Source organism: Agriterribacter sp., from assembly GCF_035497235.1.
GTDB lineage: Bacteria > Bacteroidota > Bacteroidia > Chitinophagales > Chitinophagaceae > Agriterribacter.
Genome location: NZ_DATJEB010000024.1, coordinates 1 through 21,098, shown reverse-complemented (window position 1 = coordinate 21,098; position 21,098 = coordinate 1). Strand labels below are relative to the sequence as shown.

The 21,098-nt window shown below is 44.2% G+C and carries 15 protein-coding genes; 7 read left to right on the top strand and 8 right to left on the bottom strand.

Annotated elements, in window-relative coordinates; genetic code table 11:
• Nucleotides 1-3: 3 nt before the first annotated feature.
• From rnr to VL121_RS07060, 3 genes are all read left to right on the top strand, one after another.
• Nucleotides 4-2,031, top strand: a complete 2,028-nt coding sequence (gene rnr / locus VL121_RS07070; RefSeq protein ID WP_325403613.1) for a ribonuclease R — start codon at nt 4-6, stop codon at nt 2,029-2,031.
• A gap of 214 nt (nt 2,032-2,245) precedes the next feature.
• Nucleotides 2,246-3,211 carry a polyprenyl synthetase family protein gene (locus tag VL121_RS07065; RefSeq protein ID WP_325403611.1) on the top strand — a complete coding sequence of 322 codons (966 nt, stop codon included), beginning with the start codon at nt 2,246-2,248 and terminating at the stop codon, nt 3,209-3,211.
• Between the two features lie 199 nt (nt 3,212-3,410).
• Nucleotides 3,411-5,105 (top strand): amino acid permease, encoded by a 1,695-nt coding sequence (locus VL121_RS07060; RefSeq protein ID WP_325403609.1) that lies wholly within the window; start codon nt 3,411-3,413, stop codon nt 5,103-5,105.
• Between the two features lie 339 nt (nt 5,106-5,444).
• Here VL121_RS07060 and VL121_RS07055 read toward each other — a convergent pair whose 3' ends face one another.
• Entirely contained in the window at nt 5,445-8,192 is a 2,748-nt protein-coding gene (locus tag VL121_RS07055) for a T9SS type B sorting domain-containing protein (RefSeq protein ID WP_325403607.1), read from the bottom strand.
• 327 nt (nt 8,193-8,519) lie between these two features.
• Between VL121_RS07055 and VL121_RS07050 the strand changes: the two genes are divergently transcribed.
• The gene (locus VL121_RS07050) at nt 8,520-8,966 is read left to right on the top strand and encodes a DoxX family protein (RefSeq protein WP_325403605.1); all 447 of its coding nucleotides are present in this window, start codon (nt 8,520-8,522) and stop codon (nt 8,964-8,966) included.
• A gap of 544 nt (nt 8,967-9,510) precedes the next feature.
• Here VL121_RS07050 and argS read toward each other — a convergent pair.
• Nucleotides 9,511-11,292: an arginine--tRNA ligase gene (argS, locus tag VL121_RS07045; RefSeq protein ID WP_325403603.1), complete on the bottom strand. Its 1,782-nt coding sequence runs from the start codon at nt 11,290-11,292 to the stop codon at nt 9,511-9,513.
• Nucleotides 11,293-11,393: 101 nt separating this feature from the next.
• Between argS and VL121_RS07040 the strand changes: the two genes are divergently transcribed.
• Both VL121_RS07040 and VL121_RS07035 read left to right on the top strand, forming a co-directional pair.
• Entirely contained in the window at nt 11,394-12,515 is a 1,122-nt protein-coding gene (locus VL121_RS07040; RefSeq protein ID WP_325403601.1) for a GNAT family N-acetyltransferase, read from the top strand.
• A gap of 11 nt (nt 12,516-12,526) precedes the next feature.
• Nucleotides 12,527-12,934: a GNAT family N-acetyltransferase gene (locus VL121_RS07035; protein WP_325403599.1), complete on the top strand. Its 408-nt coding sequence runs from the start codon at nt 12,527-12,529 to the stop codon at nt 12,932-12,934.
• Between the two features lie 24 nt (nt 12,935-12,958).
• Here VL121_RS07035 and VL121_RS07030 read toward each other — a convergent pair whose 3' ends face one another.
• The 6 genes from VL121_RS07030 to VL121_RS07005 form a co-directional block, all read right to left on the bottom strand.
• A complete protein-coding gene (locus VL121_RS07030) occupies nt 12,959-13,807 on the bottom strand; it encodes an MBL fold metallo-hydrolase (protein ID WP_325403597.1) in 849 nt (282 codons plus the stop codon).
• 22 nt (nt 13,808-13,829) lie between these two features.
• On the bottom strand, nt 13,830-14,855 hold the full coding sequence (locus VL121_RS07025; protein WP_325403595.1) for a cobalamin-independent methionine synthase II family protein: 1,026 nt from the start codon (nt 14,853-14,855) through the stop codon (nt 13,830-13,832).
• Between the two features lie 13 nt (nt 14,856-14,868).
• Nucleotides 14,869-15,648: an SIS domain-containing protein gene (locus tag VL121_RS07020; protein WP_325403593.1), complete on the bottom strand. Its 780-nt coding sequence runs from the start codon at nt 15,646-15,648 to the stop codon at nt 14,869-14,871.
• Nucleotides 15,649-15,657: 9 nt separating this feature from the next.
• Complete coding sequence (locus tag VL121_RS07015; RefSeq protein ID WP_325403591.1) at nt 15,658-16,551, bottom strand: ROK family protein; 894 nt, start codon at nt 16,549-16,551, stop codon at nt 15,658-15,660.
• Nucleotides 16,552-16,578: 27 nt separating this feature from the next.
• Nucleotides 16,579-17,370 (bottom strand): SDR family NAD(P)-dependent oxidoreductase, encoded by a 792-nt coding sequence (locus tag VL121_RS07010; protein WP_325403589.1) that lies wholly within the window; start codon nt 17,368-17,370, stop codon nt 16,579-16,581.
• 368 nt (nt 17,371-17,738) lie between these two features.
• Nucleotides 17,739-20,402, bottom strand: a complete 2,664-nt coding sequence (locus VL121_RS07005) for a hypothetical protein (protein ID WP_325403587.1) — start codon at nt 20,400-20,402, stop codon at nt 17,739-17,741.
• 325 nt (nt 20,403-20,727) lie between these two features.
• Here VL121_RS07005 and VL121_RS07000 point away from each other — a divergent pair.
• A partial coding sequence (locus VL121_RS07000) for a hypothetical protein (RefSeq protein WP_325403585.1) occupies nt 20,728-21,098 on the top strand: 371 nt, incomplete at its 3' end.

The window sequence follows — 21,098 nt, the reverse complement described above, 5'->3', positions numbered from 1 at the left end:
CTTATGAAACATAAAAACAACCGGAAAACAAAACCCAAATCTCAAACACATACGTATGAAGGAACCCTTGATGTTACCCGTTCGGGAATTGGTTACGTAATAGTAGAAAACCAGGAGAAAGATATTTTTGTACGTCCGCAGGACTTTAACCGCGCCCTGCACGGCGACAAGGTAAAAGTGGGCGTTACCCGGCATAATCCAAAAACAGGGAAAATGGAAGGAGAAGTGCTGGAAGTAGTGGAACGCAAGCAAACCGAATTTATAGGCCGTTTGGAAATGAACGCCGACTTCGCTTTTTTTATTCCGGATAAGGCCAAAGGAACGCCTGATATGTATATACCTGCCGGTAAGTTTAACGGCGCGCAAAATGGAGACAGGGTAGTGGTGCGGATAACCGATTGGGATAGAAAAGCCAAAAGCCCCAATGGGGAAGTGGTAAGCGTTTTAAACGCCGCCGATGAAAATGATATGGCGATGAAGCAGATACTGGTTGACGCAGGCTTTTCACTTCAGTTTGATGATGACGCACTGGAAGAAGCCGCGCGGATACCGGATATCCTGCCTGCCACGGAAATCAAAAAACGTAAAGATATAAGGGACATACTCACCTTTACTATTGACCCGGCAGACGCTAAAGATTTTGACGATGCCATCAGCTTCAGGGAATTAAAAAACGGTTTATACGAAATCGGCGTTCATATTGCCGATGTAAGCTATTATGTTGAGCCGGGAACCGTGCTGAATGAAAATGCTTATAACAGGGCTACCTCGGTGTATTTGCCCGACAGGGTATTGCCGATGCTGCCGGAGCATATTTCAAATGTATTATGCAGCCTTCGGCCAAATGAAGACAAGTTAACCTTCTCCGCTATTTTTGACATTACAGCCAAAGGAGACATTAAAAATTGCTGGCTCGGCAGAACCGTTATCAATTCCAATCACCGCTATACCTACGAAGAAGCGCAGCAGATTATTGAAAGCAAAGAAGGCATATATAAAGAGGAGATATTGTTACTGAATGAAATGGCGCAGAAATTCCGTAAACAGCGGTTTAAAAGCGGCGCTATTAATTTCTCCTCCCAGGAAGTGCGGTTTACATTAGATGAAAATGGTAAGCCCACAGGCATCGTAATTAAAGAGAGCAAGGAAGCGCACCAGCTAATTGAAGAGTTTATGCTGCTGGCCAACAAAACCGTAGCGGAACAGGTGGGAAAAATAAAGGTTAATAAACAACCGCTTCCATTTCCATACAGGGTGCATGATAAACCCGATGAAGAAAAATTACTTCCCTTTGTTGAATTTGCTAAAAAATTCGGACATCGTTTTGATACCAAAACGCCCACCGGTATAGCAGCTTCGTTTAACAAAATGCTTGCGGAGGTAAAGGGTAAACCGGAGCAGCATGTGCTGGAACAATTGGGTATACGTACCATGGCAAAAGCAGCCTACACACCCGAAAATATAGGGCATTATGGCCTGGGCTTTGAAAACTATTGTCATTTTACATCGCCTATCCGCCGCTACCCCGATATAATGGTACACCGCATTTTACAGGAAGTACTTGACGGACATCCGAAAGCGGATAAAAAAATGGGGGAAAAATGCCTGCACAGCAGTGCAAGGGAAAGGGCGGCAATGGAAGCGGAAAGGGCCGCTAATAAATATAAGCAGGTTGAATTTATGCAGCAATACCTGGGAGACGAATTTGAAGGCGTGATCAGCGGCGTGGCGGCTTTTGGTTTTTGGGTAGAAACCGTACTGCATAAATGCGAAGGGCTGGTAAGCATTCAGAGTTTGCTGGATTATGACGATTTCAGGTTAATAGAAACGGAATACTGTCTTACCGGGAGAAGAAGCGGCAGAACATTCAGAATGGGCGATAAGGTTTGGGTAAAAGCCATATCGGCCGATTTGGGGAAAAGACAATTAGATTATGAATGGGTAGTAAAGCCCGGAGATAATGCAGATAACGGAGATCGTACACCCCCAATAAAATCGCTCAAAAGTAAAGCGGGAAGGAAGAGAAGATAGATTTGAGGTTGCAGGTTACAGGAATGTTCTTCAGGTTTCAGGCTTAGAATTTGAAATTTGAACCCGCCCCGGCAGACAGGTTTTATTTGATTCTTGGTGCTTTTCCTCCGGATTTCGGAATTTGAATTTTATTTGGTTCTTGTGATTTGTCTTTTGGAGCTTTGCATTCCCTTCGGATTTCGAATTCCCTGCTTTGGGTTTATTAAACAACATTATGCATTCATTCGAAGTACTCGCAGCGCAATTTGCTGAAAAATTCAATACCAGGCATTTCCCGGAAACATTGCCTTCTTTATACCAGCCGGCAGAATATTTTTTGTCTATTGGCGGAAAACGGATTCGGCCGGTGATGTGCCTGATGGGTAATGAATTGTTTGATGCTATTCAGCCCGATGCCTGGCATGTGGCGCATGCCGTAGAGTTGTTTCACAACTTTACGCTCATACACGATGATATTATGGATAAGGCACCGCTCAGGCGCGGGAAGCAAACGGTTCATATAAAATACAATGAGCCCACTGCTTTGCTTGCCGGTGATGTAATGATAGTGGCGGCCTACGACTGTTTAAGTAAGATCAGTGCGCTGTACCTGCCAAAGATCATGCACCTGTTTAATAAAACCGCCAGGGAAGTATGTGAAGGACAGCAATTAGATATGGACTTTGAAGAGCGGGCGGAAGTAACCCTTGATGAATATATGCATATGGTTACCTTAAAAACATCGGTACTACTGGCAGCCAGCTTACAAATGGGCGCCATGCTGGGTGGGAGCGGAGAGGGTAACCAGGATCATTTGTATGCTTTTGGTAAAAACCTGGGTATCGCTTTCCAGTTGCAGGATGATTATTTGGATGCGTTTGGCGATCCTGAAAAATTCGGTAAGCAGCCGGGGGGGGATATCGTAGCCAATAAAAAAACATTTCTTACTATACGGGCGCTTGAAGTAGCAACGCCGGTTCAGAAAAAAGAACTGTTGCGTTTAATGAAAGAAAACCCTCCCGGTAAAGTAGACAGTGTGTTACAAATTTTCAGGGATTGTAAAGTGGATGTATGGGCAAAGAATTTGAAAAACAAATACCTGAACCTGGCTTTGCAGCACCTCGAAGATACCGCCGTTATCAGCAGCCGTAAACAACCATTGCAGGAACTTGCGTTGTTTTTGGTACAAAGGGAATATTGAGCAAGTTACATGTTGCAGGTTGCAGGGAACAAGGTGTCCGGATTTCGGATTCTCTTCTTCAGATTTGACTTTTGATTTTTCTTTGTCTTTTGTGATTTGGTTCTTGGTGCTTTGTATTCTTTTCTTTTTTTTATCTTCCACTCTCCGTTACCCGATTTTAAACTATTTTGGCGGATTGAAATAACCAAACCACATCCGCATGGGTCACCCGCTTTTCAGAAAAAAATCCATACATAAGATTATTGCCGATGCGCAGGCAAGGGACGCGGATGAACATAACCGGGGGTTGAAAAAAGTACTGGGAGTACGTGATCTTACTTTTTTGGGTATCGCCGCGGTTGTGGGCGCCGGTATTTTCTCTACCATCGGCAATGCTGCATTTAATGGCGGTCCGGGTATTTCTGTGCTGTTTATTATTACTGCAGTTACCTGTGGTTTTTCGGCTTTATGCTATGCGGAGTTTGCCAGTCGTGTTCCCGTTGCCGGCAGCGCTTATACATACTCGTATGTTACGTTCGGGGAGATCATCGCCTGGGTAATAGGCTGGGCGCTGATATTAGAATATGCCATTGGTAACGTGGTGGTGGCCATATCATGGAGCGGGTATTTCAATAATCTTCTTGTACATCTTTTTCATATTCATTTGCCCGACTGGATGCTGGTTGATCCTGCTACGGCTCAAAGTGCTTATACGGAAGCAACCAGGGCACTGGCAGCCGGATCATTATCTGTTGCAGACACCAGTAAATACCAGTTTGCAGTAGATGCCTGGAACAATGCGCCTTCGTTTGGAAATGGTAAATTATTTTTTAACCTGCCCGCGTTTATTATCGTAGGGCTCATTACCTGGCTGGCTTATATAGGCATGAAGGAAAGCAAGCGCATGGCCAATTTTATGGTGATCTTTAAAATTGCTGTCATCATCTTTGTTATAGTGGCGGGCGCTTTTTTTGTAGATACCAATAACTGGCGGCCCTTTCTTCCCAACGGTTTTGAAGGGGTATTAAAAGGTGTATCTGCTGTGTTTTACGCCTATATTGGCTTTGATGCTATTTCCACTACAGCGGAGGAGTGCAAAAACCCGCAACGTGATATGCCCAGGGGTATGATCTATTCTTTAATCATTTGTACGGTATTGTATATTCTGATTGCCCTGGTACTAACGGGCATGGAAAACTATGCTAATTTTAAGAACATTAACGATCCGCTGGCCTTTGTTTTTGAGCAGCGCGCTCCCTGGATAGAGAAGATTGTTTCGGTAAGCGCCGTGGTAGCCACTACCAGCGTATTGCTGGTGTTTCAATTGGGTCAGCCGCGTATATGGATGAGCATGAGCCGCGATGGATTATTACCTAAAAAATTTCAAACCATTCATCCCAAATATCAAACACCTTCCTTTGCTACTATTGTTACCGGTATTATTGTAGGCATTCCTTCGTTGTTCATTGCTTCGGGTGTAGTTACCGATTTAACCAGTATAGGCACCCTGTTCGCTTTTGTGCTGGTATCGGGTGGTGTATTACTATTACCTCCAAGACCCGCCAGCGACAAAGGATTTAAGTTGCCGTATATTAATGGAAGATATATTGTACCCGCTTTACTTGCCACATTCATTTACCTTTTCCGGCAGCGGATGACAGATGCAGTACAAAACCTGGGGCACGAAAATTACCAGGAAGTGCTTTTCCTGCTTTTTATTGTTATTGCGCTGATACTCACTTTACTAACGGTTATCCGCAAATATTCGCTTATTCCCATCCTGGGTGTGTTGTTTTGTTTATACCTCATGATTGAAATACCCGCCGTTAGCTGGCTGTGGTTTTTTGTGTGGATGGGATTGGGGTTGGCCATTTATTTTTTGTATGGGTACAGGAACAGCAAGCTGGCGAAATGAGTAGGGGGGAGAATTTGAGAATTTGAAAATTTGAAAATGAGGCGGTCGGTATCCGCCGCGGCGGATCAGACCGTGGATAATGTACGCCTCCCTGAAACCTACAACTTGGAACCCTTAGGATTCGCATCGCGGTCTTCATCAGGAGCCGTTGTGGGCAGCTGTGAGCCCCTGACGCTAAGTAATTCTTCTATTCGCCGGGGTACACCTTCACACAATTAGCCGGGCCGTGAAGACCCATCGGGAAAAAAAAATGTAGCGGTCGGTACGCGACAAACGAGCGTCAGACCGCGGATGATTGTGAAACCTGCATCCTGTAACCTGGACCCTGCAACCTGCACACTATCTCATCAGCAAAACCGATCCTTTGGTAAGCTGGGCTGCTTCGTTTGCTGCTTTGTACCGGCATATCCAAACATAGGTTCCGGCATTTTGAGGCAGGTTCCTGTACATTCCGTTCCAGCCATCATTGATTCTGCGGCTGTTGAAAACGATCTGCCCGTAAATATTATACACGGTAAACTCATAATCGCTTATGCGTCCGCTGATCAGCGGTTTAAAAGAATCATTGATGCCATCGTTGTTGGGGGTAAAGGTATTGGGAACAAAAAAGCGGGTGCTGCAATCTTTGGCAATGATGCTTATGGAATCCTGTCCAACACACTGGTCATTGTCTTTTACCTGTAACCGGTATATTCCCGGGGTTTGTATTGTAATACTATTTGCTGAAGTACCAGTGCTCCACAGGTATTCATTAAATAATTTGAGCGGCTGTATGGTGAATTGATCAGTTGCACAAATAGCAGTATCAGCAGGCAGGAAGCCGGAAGGCGCCTGTGCTATTTTTGTAATGGTTACGCTGTCGGATGAAACACAACCATGCGGGTTACTCACCGTTACTTTGTATTTTCCCGGTGTTTGTATTATCATACTGCTGCTGGTTGAACCATCCTGCCATAAATAGCCGCTAAAGCCACTGCCTGCATATAGGGTATCATCCTGGTGTAAGCAAAGGGTGGTTTTTTCAGGTAGTGTAACTGCAGGAGCGGGGTATACATCCCTTATCCGGATCGTGTCTTTTGAAATGCAACCCAATGCATTTGCAGCCGATACCGAATATTTGCCAGCCTGGTTTGCCTGTATATGTTGATCCGTTTCTCCGTTGCTCCACTGATAGCTGCTGAATCCTGCGCCTGCATCTAAAGTTAAAGGCTGGTTGCTGCATATAGCCGTGTCCCGGCCCAGGTTAATAATGTCCGGCTCATTTATGGTAACTGTTATCGCATCGCTGAAAGGAACGCCGCAATAATTGGTTGCTTTTACAAAGTATAAGCCTGACTGTTTTACAGTAAATATGGAGTCGCCCGAACCGTTTTGCCATTGATAATTTTTGAATCCCGCAACGGCCCGGAGCACAATCGAATCGTTTTTGCAGATAGCAGTATCGGCGCCTAATGCAATTTTACCCGGACTGATTAAAACATTGAGTCTGATGGAATCCTTCAAGTCAACACAGGAAGACAGCGAAGCGTACAGGTAACCCTGCCATTGCTTTTTAAAGGTAATGGAAACGGAAGAATCATTGAGCGGTGTTATGGTGCTAACCTCAGGATCATCGGTTTGCCATACCACCTGTTTTAAGCAACCGGCATCCTTACGGGCGGTAAAAATATAGGTTTGCGCAGTATCGCAAATGGTAGTGGCTGCCGGTTTTATTTTTAAGAAGCTGCAATGGCTTATTTGCCGGCAATAGTCTTCTTCCAAAAGGTTGATATCACTTATGGAAATACCCGGATCGCTCTCTGCAAGCTGAATGCTGCTTGTATAGGTAAAGTAATCATTGTTATGGGGTGTTATAGGAAACGGCTCCAATTGTACAAATGAAGTATCCACACCAAAACAGGGATCCGGTGCATTGTCCTGGCCGGTTTGGTAGAGTTGGATATACGAATTGCCGTTGCGGCGATAACTGCTTACAATGTTGAGGTATTGATTGTTGTAATGAAGCGGGTACTTTCCACCGTATGAAACAACTTCATTTGCTGAAAAGGGCATTTTTCTTTGTCTTATTATTTGCCCGGACTTATTGATGGTGGCTACATACATTGTATTATTATTTTGGCCCAGCGCGGTATAAATGCTCCAGTTGCCCGCGGCATCGGTGGTGCCGAAACGAACGGTGTTTACAGACATTTGGCCGGTAGAGAAAATCCTTCCCCTGCTGAAGTTGAGCAGGGTATCCATAACCGTGTTAATTAGGCCAAAACGTTTCTGTGCAAAGGAATAGAACCTGTCGCTAATATAAAAATGATCTTCATTAGCTTTAACCATATCTGCATATGCCCAATGATACATGGTTGTAACTGTAGGGTATGCATGCGTCCGGGTGGAAAAATAAGACCTGGATTGCAACAATTCGCCGGTTTGATGATCCATTTTAAAGGCGAATATATTTTCGTCAATTTCCGCATTGCCGGGTATAGGGCAGCCATTGCTCCTGCCAAAAGCATACAATATATTTTTATCGGTTATTACACCGGTTAGAGTAGAGGAACTGCAGGTGTTGCCTGTAAACCACTTGTTGTATAATATATTGCCATTATTCTCCATTTTAATGATCAGAGGTACAAATCCTCCGGAATATGGATATTCCGCCACATCTATAGTTGCGGCTATTATAATGTCGTTATTATCGGTAACGGTCATTTGAGCGTTTAGAAAGCTATCGCCGGCAATGGGTGTAAGCTTTTTTGCCCACAACAGGTTGCCTGCTGCATTCAACAGGATAACATGCATGCTTAAGGTGGTGCCGTTTTCTGCGTCTGCGTATACAATAACAAAGCTTCCGTTGTTCAGCTCTTTTATACCCTTAATAGTCGTGCCTACGCTAAATAACCCATTGGTTATTTTCTTACTCCACACAACGGCGCCAAACGGATTGATCTTAGTTATGAATAAAGCCATTTCGCCGTTCCCTGTGTTGGTATACCTGCCTGTTATTACCGTAGCGCCGTCCCGCGTAATAATATTTTCACTGGCCCGCAGCGTCATCCCTGCATCGTAATAGCCTTTCCGGTAAAAAGTATCCACGCAGTTTTGGGAGAAACTGAGAGAGGTAATAAAACAAGTAGCCAGTGATAAAAAAAGGGCTTTCATTTCAGGTATACCAATGCTTCCAGGTTTTTTGCGGAAGACGATCTCTTATTATATTATTTGCAGAAACGCTTACAGGTTCGTAAAAGTCATTTATTAATGCTTAATAAACGATTGAATAATGAGATATGTTGTAGATGTTGTAGTCAATACTGCGTATCAATTATGTTCTCCCGGGACTCTGTCCCGCCAATCATCTATATAATATTCCGGAAGAATTTTGTATTTTGTATTCACTCCTTTCTTCATCTAAAACTTTGCCATATGAACCTCCTTCATAGTATGGAAAGATGGGGAGACACCCATCACCCCAAATGGCTCGATTTTATCCGTATGTTACTGGGTATATTTCTCTTTATACGCGGTGTGGAATTTATCAGTAATATGGACCAGTTAAGCGTTCTTATGGCCAAAAGTGAGTTTCTCGGTTCCATGTCGCTCGGTGTACTGGCGCATTATGTAGTATTCGCACATATTGTAGGCGGCGCGTTGATTGCTTTCGGGCTGCTTACCCGCCTGGCTTGCTTAGTGCAGATCCCTATATTGTTGGGTGCTGTTTTTTTTGTTAATGCAGATGCAGGTTTTTTGTCGCCCAATGAAGGACTTTGGCTGTCCATACTTATTTTGGCCTTGCTGATCTTTTTTTTGGTGAGCGGCAGCGGTATTATTTCTGTAGATGAACGAATGCGCAGGCAGCCGGAGCGGGGATGAGGGTTGAGGTATCGGGTTTCAGGTTTCAGGGAAGCATGGGTCTTCCGGCTTAGAAGTGTTTTTTGGAACACGGAGGCACAAGGACACGGAGACACAGAGGGTGTCGGACGTAATCAAAATATCCTCCGTGCCGCTGTGTCACTGTGTTTCAAAAAGAAGTATGAAAAGGTATCTGCCGGGTTTTGAAAATCAATGTCGCTTAGTAAGTCTTTTGTAACACGGAGGCACAAAGACACGAAGCAGACACAGAGGTGTGAGATATCAGCTTTCAGCTATCAGGTGAAGCCATCCCTTGCGACCTGGAACTTGAACATCACTGTGTTTCAAAGCGAAGCGTGAATTTTTACTTCCACATTCTTTCGCAGCGATCTGACGCTCCTTTGGTCGCGTGCCGACCGCGTAATTGCCACTTTTTAAATTCCCCCGTCTGTCCAGCCGGCTTTATGCTATCGGCTTTAAGGTGAGTAACTGCTGATAATAGAATGAATACGTTTTTTTGCATGCTCAAAAGCTCATTGCTCATAGCTGATCGCTGACAGCCGTCCTACATCCTTTCCGGTACTTCAATTCCCGCCAGTGCCATACCCGAAGCAATAACATTAGCGGTCATCTGGCAGATGCGCAGGCGTAATTGCTTTTTATTTTCCGTTTCCGCTTTCAGCACCCGGTGTTCCGTTACAAAGGAATTGAAGGTTTTTGCCAGTTCGTAGCAGTAATTTACTATTACAGAGGGATTATGTTCAAAAGCCGCCTGTTGTATAACAGCCGGGTATCTTTCCAATAAAATGATCATTTCCTTTTCTAAAGGCAGCAGGGCTTCGTTGTGTTGCAGTGTAAAATTATTATCGGGCTGTTCATTCCTGAGAATGGCTTTTGCCCTTGCATGCGAAAATTGCACAAAAGAAGCGGTGAAACCATGAAAATCTATACTTTCTTCCGGGTTAAAGATCATTCTTTTCCTGGGATCAACCCTTAAAATGAAGAACTTTAATGCGCCCAGGCCTATGGTGTTATACAGCTTATCCAGCTCATCCGGTGTAAAATCTTTTACCTTACCCAGTTCTTCGGTTTTTTGCGCTGCTACTTTTATCATCTCATCTATCATATCATCAGCGTCAACCACTGTTCCTTCCCTCGTTTTCATACGGCCCGAAGGCAGTTCCACCATACCGTAGCTGAGGTGGTAAATGCCTTCAGAGGAAGGCAGTTCCAGTTTCCGGCATATGAGCTGCAATACTTTGAAGTGATAATTTTGTTCATCGCCTACCACGTAAATGCTCTGGTCATACCGGTAAGCTTCATATTTTTCAACGGCTAATCCAATATCCTGTGTTATATATACGGCCGTGCCGTCTTTTCGCTGTACAATCTTTTCATCTAATCCATCAGCGGTGAGGTCAACCCATACGCTGTTGTCTTCTTTTTTAAAGAAAACGCCTTTTTGTAATCCTTCTTCCACTAACTTTTTACCCAGTAAATAGGTGTCACTTTCGTAATACATTTTATCAAAATCGCTGCCAATTCTTTTATAGGTAATGTCAAAGCCCGCGTATACCCAGCTATTCATTTTTTCCCAAAGTGCTATTACGTCAGCCCTGCCTGATTCCCAGTCTACCAGCATTTGCTGGGCGGCTTTCATTATGGGCGCCTCTTTTTCCGCTTCCGCCTCAGGCATTCCTTTTGCCGTTAGCTCTAGTATTTCCTTTTTATATTCCGTGCCAAAAAGCACATAATAATCGCCTACAAAATGATCGCCTTTCATGCCGGTACTTTCCGGGGTGGCCCCGTTAGCAAATTTTTGCCAGGCAACCATGCTTTTGCAAATATGGATGCCCCTGTCGTTGGCAATGCAGGTTTTAACCACATCATATCCATCGGCTTTTAAAATTTCCGATATACTCCATCCCAAAAAAATATTGCGCAGGTGCCCCAAATGCAAAGGTTTATTGGTATTGGGCGAAGCGTATTCCACTACAATGGTTTTCCCTTTTTTTTCTTTTCTTCCATACGTCCCGTCCTGGTAATTATCGTTCAGTACTGCGCCCCAGTAGCTACCGGTAATATTCAGATTTAGGAAGCCTTTGATTACATTAAACGCGGAAAATAAGGAAGGATGCGTTTGTGTTAAATAGACGCCCAGGGCCTTGCCCAATGCATCGGGCGATTGTTTTAATGGTTTAAGCAGGCTGAATAACACTACCGTGTAATCGCCTTCAAACTCGGGTTTGGTTTGATTGATCTGGAAATCCTTAGCGCTGAATACTTCGTTGTATAATTTTTCCAGTGCATGAATAACAGCCGACTGAATAGTTGATGTAACCGACATGGCCCCACATTTTAAAGGACTGCAAAAATAAGGATATGCAGCTTCAATCCTTTTTTTATGTTATTTTGTAGGAATGCGCCGGTAAAGCAGCGTAATAGATTATGCAAATCATAGAAGTTAACAATGCCGTCACAAGAAAATCCTTCCTGGAGCTACCTAAAAAAATATATCAAAATGATCCTAACTGGATATGTCCTTTGAACAGGGATATTGAAGCGATATTTGACCCGCGTAAAAACAGCTATCACCAGAACGGGAAATGTATAAGATGGATACTGAATAGCAATGACGGAAAGGTGATTGGCCGTATTGCCGCTTTTATAAACAATAAAAAGGCATATCTCACCGGTATGCCTACAGGAGGGTGCGGCTTTTTTGAATGTGCCGATAACCAAAACGCCGCCGACCTGTTATTTGATACGGCTAAAGCCTGGCTTGCGGAAAAGGGTATGAAGGCGATGGATGGCCCTGTGAATTTTGGAGAGAATGATATGTGGTGGGGCTTGCTGGTAGAGGGTTTTGCGGCACCTTACTATGGAATGAACTATCATCAGCCTTATTACAAAAGATTGTTTGAACGCTATGGCTTTACACCGTTGTATGAACAAATATCCAATTCGATAGAAATATATAAACCTTTTCCGGAACGCTTTACTAAAATTGCGGAATGGGTAGCCAGAAAACCGGGTTATCATTTTGAGCACCTGGATAAAAAAGAGTTTCAGCGTTTTGCCAATGATTTTAAAGAGATTTATAATGATGCCTGGAAGGACTTTGAGAACTTTACGCCTATAACGGACATTACTATACGCGAAACCTTTGAAAAAATGAAGATCATTATGGACGAAAGGCTGATCTGGTTTGCTTACGTAAACGGGGAACCGGCTTCCATGGTAGTGATTGTTCCGGATACCAATGAACTGATCAGTAATTTGAATGGGAGGTTAGGATTGTGGGGCAAACTGAAATTCATGCTGAACAAATGGGGCCGTAAGAATAAGCGCATGCGGGCTGTTATTTTGGGTACCAAAGCCAAATTTCAGAAGCATGGGCTGGAATCGGCTATGATTATTAAACTGAAAGAATATGTATTACCCCTGCAGCAATACAAGGAACTTGAACTGTCGTGGGTGGGTGATTTTAATACGAAGATGATCGCCCTGCATGAGGCAACAGGCGCTACTTTTTCTAAAAAACACATTACGTACAGGTATACCTTTTAAAGCTATTTTACATGATCAGTTACCGGGTAGAAAATAACCTGAGTCCGGATGAGTTCACCGGCGTGCTGCAACGTTCCACGCTCGGAGAGCGCCGGCCGGTTAATGATCCTGCCCGCATTGCCGCCATGCTTGCCCATGGTAACCTTATATTGACGGCAAGGGATAATGGCAATATTGTTGGCGTAGCCCGTTCGCTCACGGATTTTTCGTTTTGTACCTATTTATCAGACCTGGCGGTTGACAGGGACTACCAGCATAAGGGCATTGGAAAAGAATTAATACGGCGCACACAATTAGCGGCACCCGAAGCAAAGCTGATATTACTGGCAGCGCCCGCCGCCATAAATTATTATCCGCATATTGGCATGAAGCGTCACGAACACTGCTTTTATATTGATCATGCAGATGAGTTGAAGTAATGGTTTGGGGTACCGCTTCAACGCTTATAGAACTTCGCTGCTCCAGTGTCCTCCAAGGGGTAAAATAGTATAGGCTTGCTGAACGGCTTCCGCTTCAGCGGCAAAATCAGCCGGGTTCGCAGTGTTGAAAGTAAACATATCATAATGGCAGGGAATAACATGTTGTATGCCCGCGGTCTTAGCTAAACCTGCGGCTTCCTGCACATTAAGATTGCCTGCTACGCCTCTTGCCGGATCATTTCCATTAATGGGAAGTAGCGCCAGGTTTATTTCAAACGGACTTAGTATCTTTTCCAAACCCGCGTACCACAGCGTATCGCCGCTATGGTAAATGGTATAATTGCCAAACTGTATAATATATCCCATATAAAGGCATGCTCCTTTTTCATTGCGGTCAACGGTATTGTGCGCCGCGGCAATGCCATGAAAAGTAAAACCATCAACGGTTATATGCTTTCCTTCGTTTAGTCCTGCAGGAAATGCTTCCGGTATTTGCACCCTGTTGGCAACAAAATTGCTGTTGGCTTCAGGAATGATGAAAGTAATGCCGGGGTTGTTTTTAATAACGGGTATTAAGGTTTCGCCATCGAGGTGATCCGTATGGTTATGACTGGAACTTACAATAGAAATATTTTTTAACAGATCAGGGTTTACTACCCGCTCACTCATGCGGGTATGCGGCCTGTTAGTGCCGGCATATTTTTGGGTGAGGGAATCCGAAAGATAGGGGTCAATCAATATTCTTTTTCCCTGCCATAGCAACAGGTAACCGCTTTGCCCCAGCCACCACAGGTGAAAATATTTTTTATCGTTTTCATACTGTTGTACCTGCGCTATAAAATCTTCATCTTTTATAACAGCCGGAATTATCATCCCAAATTTCAAATTTTAGATATCAAATCAGGTCCCTCACCATTTTTGCTCCCTTTACCATATTAGCCAGTTTTTGCCTCGATGCCCATCTTGCTGTTTGACTTAATCCGCAGTCGGGTGCAACAGACAGCTTTTCCGCAGGAATATATTGCAGGCATCTTTTAATTCTTTCCGCTACATCTTCCGGGGTTTCAATATAATAATTCTTTACATCAATAATCCCCACTGCAACATTCATTCGTTTGGAAAAAGTTTCGAGTAATTCTATCTCCGCAAATTCGCGGTTCGCCATTTCAATATGTATTTCATTTACTTTAAGCTCAAGAAAATCCGGTATCATAGGTTTTATACTCCTGTAACCTACGGGTCTGCCTTTAAAATTGCCAAAGCATAAATGCGTGGAAAGATTACATTTACCCACTACAGGCTCAACCGTTTTATTAAATATGGCTGCAAATTTTTTGGTATCTTCTTTATACGCGTAGCAGCTCATGGAAGGTTCATCTACTGTTATTTCGGTACATCCTGCCGCCACCAGGTCTTCCAGCTCTTTCTGTATAAATGGAAGGATGGCCGCTGTTATTGCATAGCGGTCTTTGTATTCACTGTTCGGCAATAACCTTCCGCTTAAGGTATAGGGTCCGGGTATGCTTGCTTTTAATATGGGTCCCTGCGGCGCCAGTTTTTTTAACCGCAGAAATTCTTTTACAACGCCCAGCCCATTAGGAGCAGAAAGCGTTTCGGTGATCCGGTGTTTGCCTCTCTGATCATGCGCTGCGGGTCCAAAGCGCCTGGTTTCACTTTCATCTGGCGATATCCCTTTGATATAGCCATAAAAAGATAAATTGAAATCAAGCCTTGTCTGTTCCCCGTCAGTAATTACGTCAAGCCCGGCCGTTGTTTGATCATGTATAGCGGCAATAACGGCATCTTCAATTGCTTCTTCTATATCGGCAGGTCCAAATTCGTTTAAGTGCTGCGATGCAAATTCCAGCCATCCCGGGAAAGGGTAGCTGCCAACAACCGTTGTACGTATAGGCGTGTGCATATTGTTACTGTATTTATTTTCCAACGTTTTGATATAAACCCGCCAGGCGGTGCGCATGTTCATCATAGGCGCTCTCAAACAGCTCCCTTGCTTTTTCGGGGCCTGCAATACATGATGCGGTTAATACTTTTGGGGGATGTCCTGCTTCGGTTAGCAGGCGGGCCGTTTCCGCCTTAATGGTATTGATCAGTAAAACACCGCCTACGGTGGAACCCGGTGCTACCGGCGTTTCCAGCCCCGGTATGTATATCATGGCGTCTCCGGCGGGTGCGCCTGTATCTAAAATAAGATCGGCGAAGTCGCTTAATTTTTTTCCGTCTTTTCTTTTGCTGGTGGAAACAGCCGCGTGTTTTTGGGTGATGATTGCCGTTACTTTCACTTTTTTTTGCTGAAACAGCGCTGCCATTTCAATAGGCACAATATTACATCCGCTGGAGGAAATGATGAGCGCGCTGTCGCTTTCCCGGATATCAAAATTGCGCTGGATCCTTTCTGCCAGCCCTTCCACGTTTTCAAGAAACATCGCCTGTCGCTGACCGTTAGCGCCCACTACCAGGTTGTGAAAAGTAAGCGACAGTTCCACAATAGGATTAAACCCCGGGAATGATCCGTAGCGCGGCCACATCTCTTCCACCATAATACGGCTGTGGCCCGAACCAAAAACATGCACCATCCTGCCTTTGATAATGCTTTGCGCAAACCATTGCGCGGCTTGTTGTATAGCCTGCTGCTGCGCTTCAACGGTTTCTATAATTTTTCTGCACTGTTGCAGGTAATCCTGTATAACATTCATGGTAAAAATTTAATGTGGTAACGTTTTGTGCAGCGCGAAGCCTGCTGCTCCTGCGGCGCCGGAATATTCATCAAACACGGCCTGTACAACAGGCGTTCGTATACCCGAATGACGCCATTCAAAGATATTCATAAAGCTGTCAAGTGGTTTAAATAAATCATCGCCAGCCTGCGCTATACCGCCACCCAGTATAATCATATCCGGAGAAATGATATTAATAAAAGAGCAAAGCGCCACAGCCAGCCGTTTTACAGCATGCAGCCACACATATGTAGCAAAGGTGTTGCCTGCTTTATATGCCTGAACCAATTCGTAGGTGGAAGTGAACTTTCCAAAACTGCGCCGTTCTATGCTGCAGTCGCCAATAGCATCTTCGAGGCTTGCAGGCATATTGGTAATATCGCAGGTGTCACTGTCTGCATTGAGCATTACGTGACCCATATGCCCGGCCCGGTTCAGTAAGCCCTGGTGCAGTACACCGTTAATCATAATACCTCCGCCTACACCGGTGCCCAGTGTTAATAAAACAATATGTTGGCATCCTTTGCCGGCGCCAAATTTTGCTTCTGCCATCAATGCGGCATGTGCATCATTGAGTACCCATGTTGGGGTTTTAAGATAATTTGTCCACCTAAAATTTTCCAAGCCTTCCAGTCGCCCGGGCATTAGTTTTATGCAATCATTATTATGGCTTGCCAGGCCCGGTGCAGATAGTCCTACGGGAATATTTTCTCCGGTGGTTTTTTGCCTGAGCTGGTATAGCATTTCCGCTACAGCGCTTTTCCACCCATTAGCTTCCTTCGCATTGGTTGCACATTGCATTTCATGCAGGATAGTACCATCATCGTTTACCAGCACTCCCTTAATATTGGTTCCACCTATGTCAATGCCTATTGCCTGCATATATTATTATTGTTAGTTTAAAAATTATTAAACCTGCCCTTCGCTTACCGACCATCCGCCGTCAACATATACTACCTGCCCGGTAGTGAATGTTGCATAGTCCGACATGAAATAACAGGCCAGCCCATCCGTATCTTCCGGGCGGCCCATTCTCCCTCCGTCTAACGGCTGTTTTGTTTTGATGAAGGAAAGAATAGCTTGGTTTTGGGCTGCTCTTTGCGCCATGGGGGTTTCTACCAGGCCGGGCGCTATCGTATTAACGCGAATATTATCTTTTGCATAATAAGCGGCTACAGACTTCGTAAAACCTGTTACGGCCGATTTACATGCCGCATATGCATGGGTAGCAAAATGAACGGGAGAAGGAGACAGTCCGAGTACAGAGCTCATGTTAAGAATGGATCCGCCTGTTTTGTGCTGAAGCAGCCATTTTATTGCTGCCTGGTTGGAAAGCATCAGGGAGGTAAGGTTTAACTCAAACGTTTTATTCCACCCTGCTAATGTTAGCCCGTGCAGGGGACCATCGCCCATTTTACGACCGCTGCCGCCGGCTACATGATATAAGCCATGAAATGTTCCGAATTGCTGCACACAGGCAGAAATAGCGTTTTCCGCGGTGGAGGGATCAATAGCATCTCCGCAAATAGCAATCCCCTTTTCCCCTAACTGCTGTTGCGCCGCATCGCAGGTTTCGCGGTTCCTTCCTACGGTTACAACGCGGGCGCCCTGGGCAATAAAAGCTTTAGCGGCCGATAATCCCATACCGCTTGTTCCACCAATGATCACTATGTTTTTTTGTGTTAACCAGCCTTCGCTCATAAAAAATAAATGATATACTTTTCCGATAAATGTAAAGCAAACTAACTATACTTTTGTAAACTCGTATCATATTTATAAGCTATTCATAAGAATTACATTACTGATGATAGATACATAGCAGTAGGCTGGATTAAAGAAGATACCGTTTACGCATGTATTTGCCACGAATACACCAGAGGGGTACAAAGAAAAACGTTTTGTGGCTATATTGTTTTTGTTATTGAGTCGCGCCGGATATTCATAAAAGGCCATTGCGGGCAGCTATGACACCCTGGCGCTGAACGATTCGCCGGAGGCCGCTTCTCACAATTGCCCTGCTGTGGAAACCCCGTTGGTACCTAAGCCTATTTCACAACAGCATTCCATCGTCACCTGATATTGCCAACACTATTTTTAGCGGTATCATGTTTTGTTTTGAGGGTATTGGAAATAGCGCTGTAGCGCTGGCCCAGCCTGCTGATTGAACCAAGCAACACGGAAAAGCTGGTATCCGCAGCAGCGGCTGCTTTATCAGCGTTGCTTTCGTTTTGAGTAATTGTATTTCTAAGCTGACGGCTGTTTTCTTTTGCCTTATGAATTGCATTTGCTGATGAAGTTTTATCGGCTGCCAACAACTGATCCAGTTCATCAAGCGATACCAGGAAATCTTTGGTATTACTTTTCGTAGTATTAACTATTGACTTCTCCGTAGTATCATCACCCGTGTTATTATCTGCGATGCTGCCTGATTTATTGGAACGGGATGAATTATGATCCTGGACGCTGGATTTATTGCTTACCTGGCCAGAACCCGCTGCTGCATTTATTTTTGATCCGCCTTTTACAGTTCCATCCCATCCTTTGCGTTCCGCAGTTCCGTCTCCATCACCATCTTCATCTCTAATTATTATCATTGTTTCATCATCTAAATAATAATTTACTTCAGTAGCAATGCTGTAGTTTCCCTTTTTCATATCAGCAAATTCAAACACTCCATGTTCATTTGTTTGTACTGCACGCATTTGTCCTCCCGGGTTCTTGCCACCTTTTACGACTATACCGCCAATGGGGTTACCAGGTCTGGCAAAGGCTGCAGAAGTAGCAGTTCCGCCAGATGAAAACGTCTCACTATTGCCAATTAAAATTTCCGATATGCCATCGTCATCAATATCGCCAATATAAACCGGCAAATTTTTTGTGTACGATTGTGCGCTGCTGCTATCTGCAATTACACCTGCACCTGTCATTCGCTCGTTTGTATTATTTGATTGGGTACTTTCTTTTTGAATCGTACTATTCCCTGTATTTAGTTCAATCGTCCAATGATCATCTGTTGCTGTTATTTCACCAGCCATATCTAAGTTTGCTTCGCTTTTAATTGCTACATCATAGTTTTTTGTTTTGCTAAAACCGCCGGTTACTTTTACCAGGTAGCTGGCTGCGGGTACCCTGGCAAAAAAGAAATTGCCACAGGTTGTAGTTTTTGTAGTGGCTACTACCGCTCCGCTATTTATATCTATCAAAAAAACAGCTAACCCTTCAATGCCATCGCAATCCTTATCCCCGCCCTTACTTAAGCCGCTCCTGCCTTCATACATTGGGTTTGTTCCCTGGTTTCCATTGCCATTATACAATGGATTTTTTATTCCCTGTGCTTGTTGTACGGTATGTGTCAATTCGTGCCCCAGCAATTTTACGGTAGCAGCACAGCCGGTACATTCGTTTATATCTCCTTCATTAAATACAGGTGTATACTGTCTTTTGCCAGTGGCCATACCGCTGCTATGATCTCTTGCGGAACGTTTACCTGTTGCCATGCCACTGCCAGCCTCTCTTGTATAGAAAGTGGCGGAAACACCTTGTGGTGTTGTTGACGATGGCGCCATTCTTCCGGTTGCGGCATAAGAAGCTGCCGCCGCCCCGCCAGCAAGATTGCCAACAGCACTAACAGCATCCTGGTTGGTTATAATACCAGATGAATTATCGCTATTCCAGCTCACAGTACCAGAGATAACAGCTCTTGAAGCGCCCTGCGACACTGCACCGCCTGCGGCATGCAATCCTGCATTTACTTTCTCGCCAAAAGTGGCGCCCTGCGTTTGTTTGGGTACGGTTACATTCATGCTGATACGTTCATTATATGCTGCTGCATCGGCAGGACAGGCAAAAGTTTTTTCTTCTGTCGTTCCATCGGGGTTTGTTATTTTTTGTGTAACCGGCCCGCAACTTTCATTGTTCATCGTTCGGTTACCACCGCTTCCTTTTGTATTGATGGCATGATTTTGTACAGATGGGATTATTCTTCCATTAGTTGCCCCGGTTCCCTTTGTATTAATGGCGTGTCTTTTTCCTGTTGCCATTCCGCTTGCAGCGTCTCTTTTTGACCCAAATGATTTTGTAATGCCTACACCAACTGTAAACAATTTTACAATACGATCCTGTTCTATAGCCACATCTGTACCCCGTTGCGGATCGTATAAGTTAATGGATGATTTTGTTTGCAGGTAACCTGTATTTAAAATAAACCGGGTGGAATTATTGATGGGATATGCCAAACTGATACTTCCGGAAAAACCGGGGAACAAGTTTTTCCCAGCTCCTTCAAAACGGTATAAGGAACGAACAGCACCCGGCTGGCTAATAGTAATACTGCCCGGGTTGTTAATGAACATTCCGCCTTGCAATTCAGCGTTTACAATTACCCTTTCACCAAATTTAAAAGAGGGCCCAAACAAAAAATAGCTATTGAAAGGATTAGATTTTGATATTTGGCCCTGTTGCCATTTTCGTTCTGTCAAAAACTTGTTGAGTACCGCGTTGTTGATAGCGCCGGCAACAATGCCGCTTGAAACGCCGATCCCTATATTTCCAAAATAGTATCGGCCAAACATTTGTGTGGCCATACCATTACCTCTAAATAGGCTGTTTTCATTACTTTTTCCAGCAAAAGAAACGCCACTGTTAATACCAAAAGTCCAGCCAGATGGTAAATAACTTCGTTCCCCATTGCTCCCTGTTGTATTCCAGCCGCCGTCATCTGATTGTGTCTGCATTCGCAATTTATTACTCCCTGATGAGTTCCAGCCGCTGCCATCCGGCGCTATACTTGCGGTTTTATTGCTTCGCGATGAATTGTGATCCTGGGCCCGGCTTGAGGCTTGATTCGTTATTCTTTGCTGTTGTGCATAGCCATTATAAACTACGCATAGCATAACAAACAGAAACAATTGCTGTCTCATCAAAAAAAGATTTATATGGTTAATGGTTGCATGAGGGCAGCTAAATCAGGTACGGAGTAATACCAAACAATGCAACAGTTACCTAAAACGCAAAAAAATGTAAGTTGGTATTTTGATGGGTTACCGTTTATAAATTAATATGGGTCAATATTTTTTGAAAGGTGCGCGAAGAGTGAACCGCCCGTTGCATACTGATCATTTATCCTCCATGTTGCTGGCACTATTGGCAACAGGTCATATGCTCGTCTTTCTTGCGGGGTGCATAAAGGATAAAACAACTGCTACCCGTACCTATACGTATACGATAATGACACCTGTTTTGAAATCAAAAGCAGATGTTCTGGCGGCTATAAACGGAAACCCCGCCGAAGCTGTTCAAAAAGCGGGGGAAATTTATATAAAGGATAAATTTATTTACCTGAATGAAGTAAATAAGGGAATTCATATTATAGACAACAGCAATCCCTCCCAACCTTCGCAGGTTGCTTTTCTGAATATACCCGGAGATCG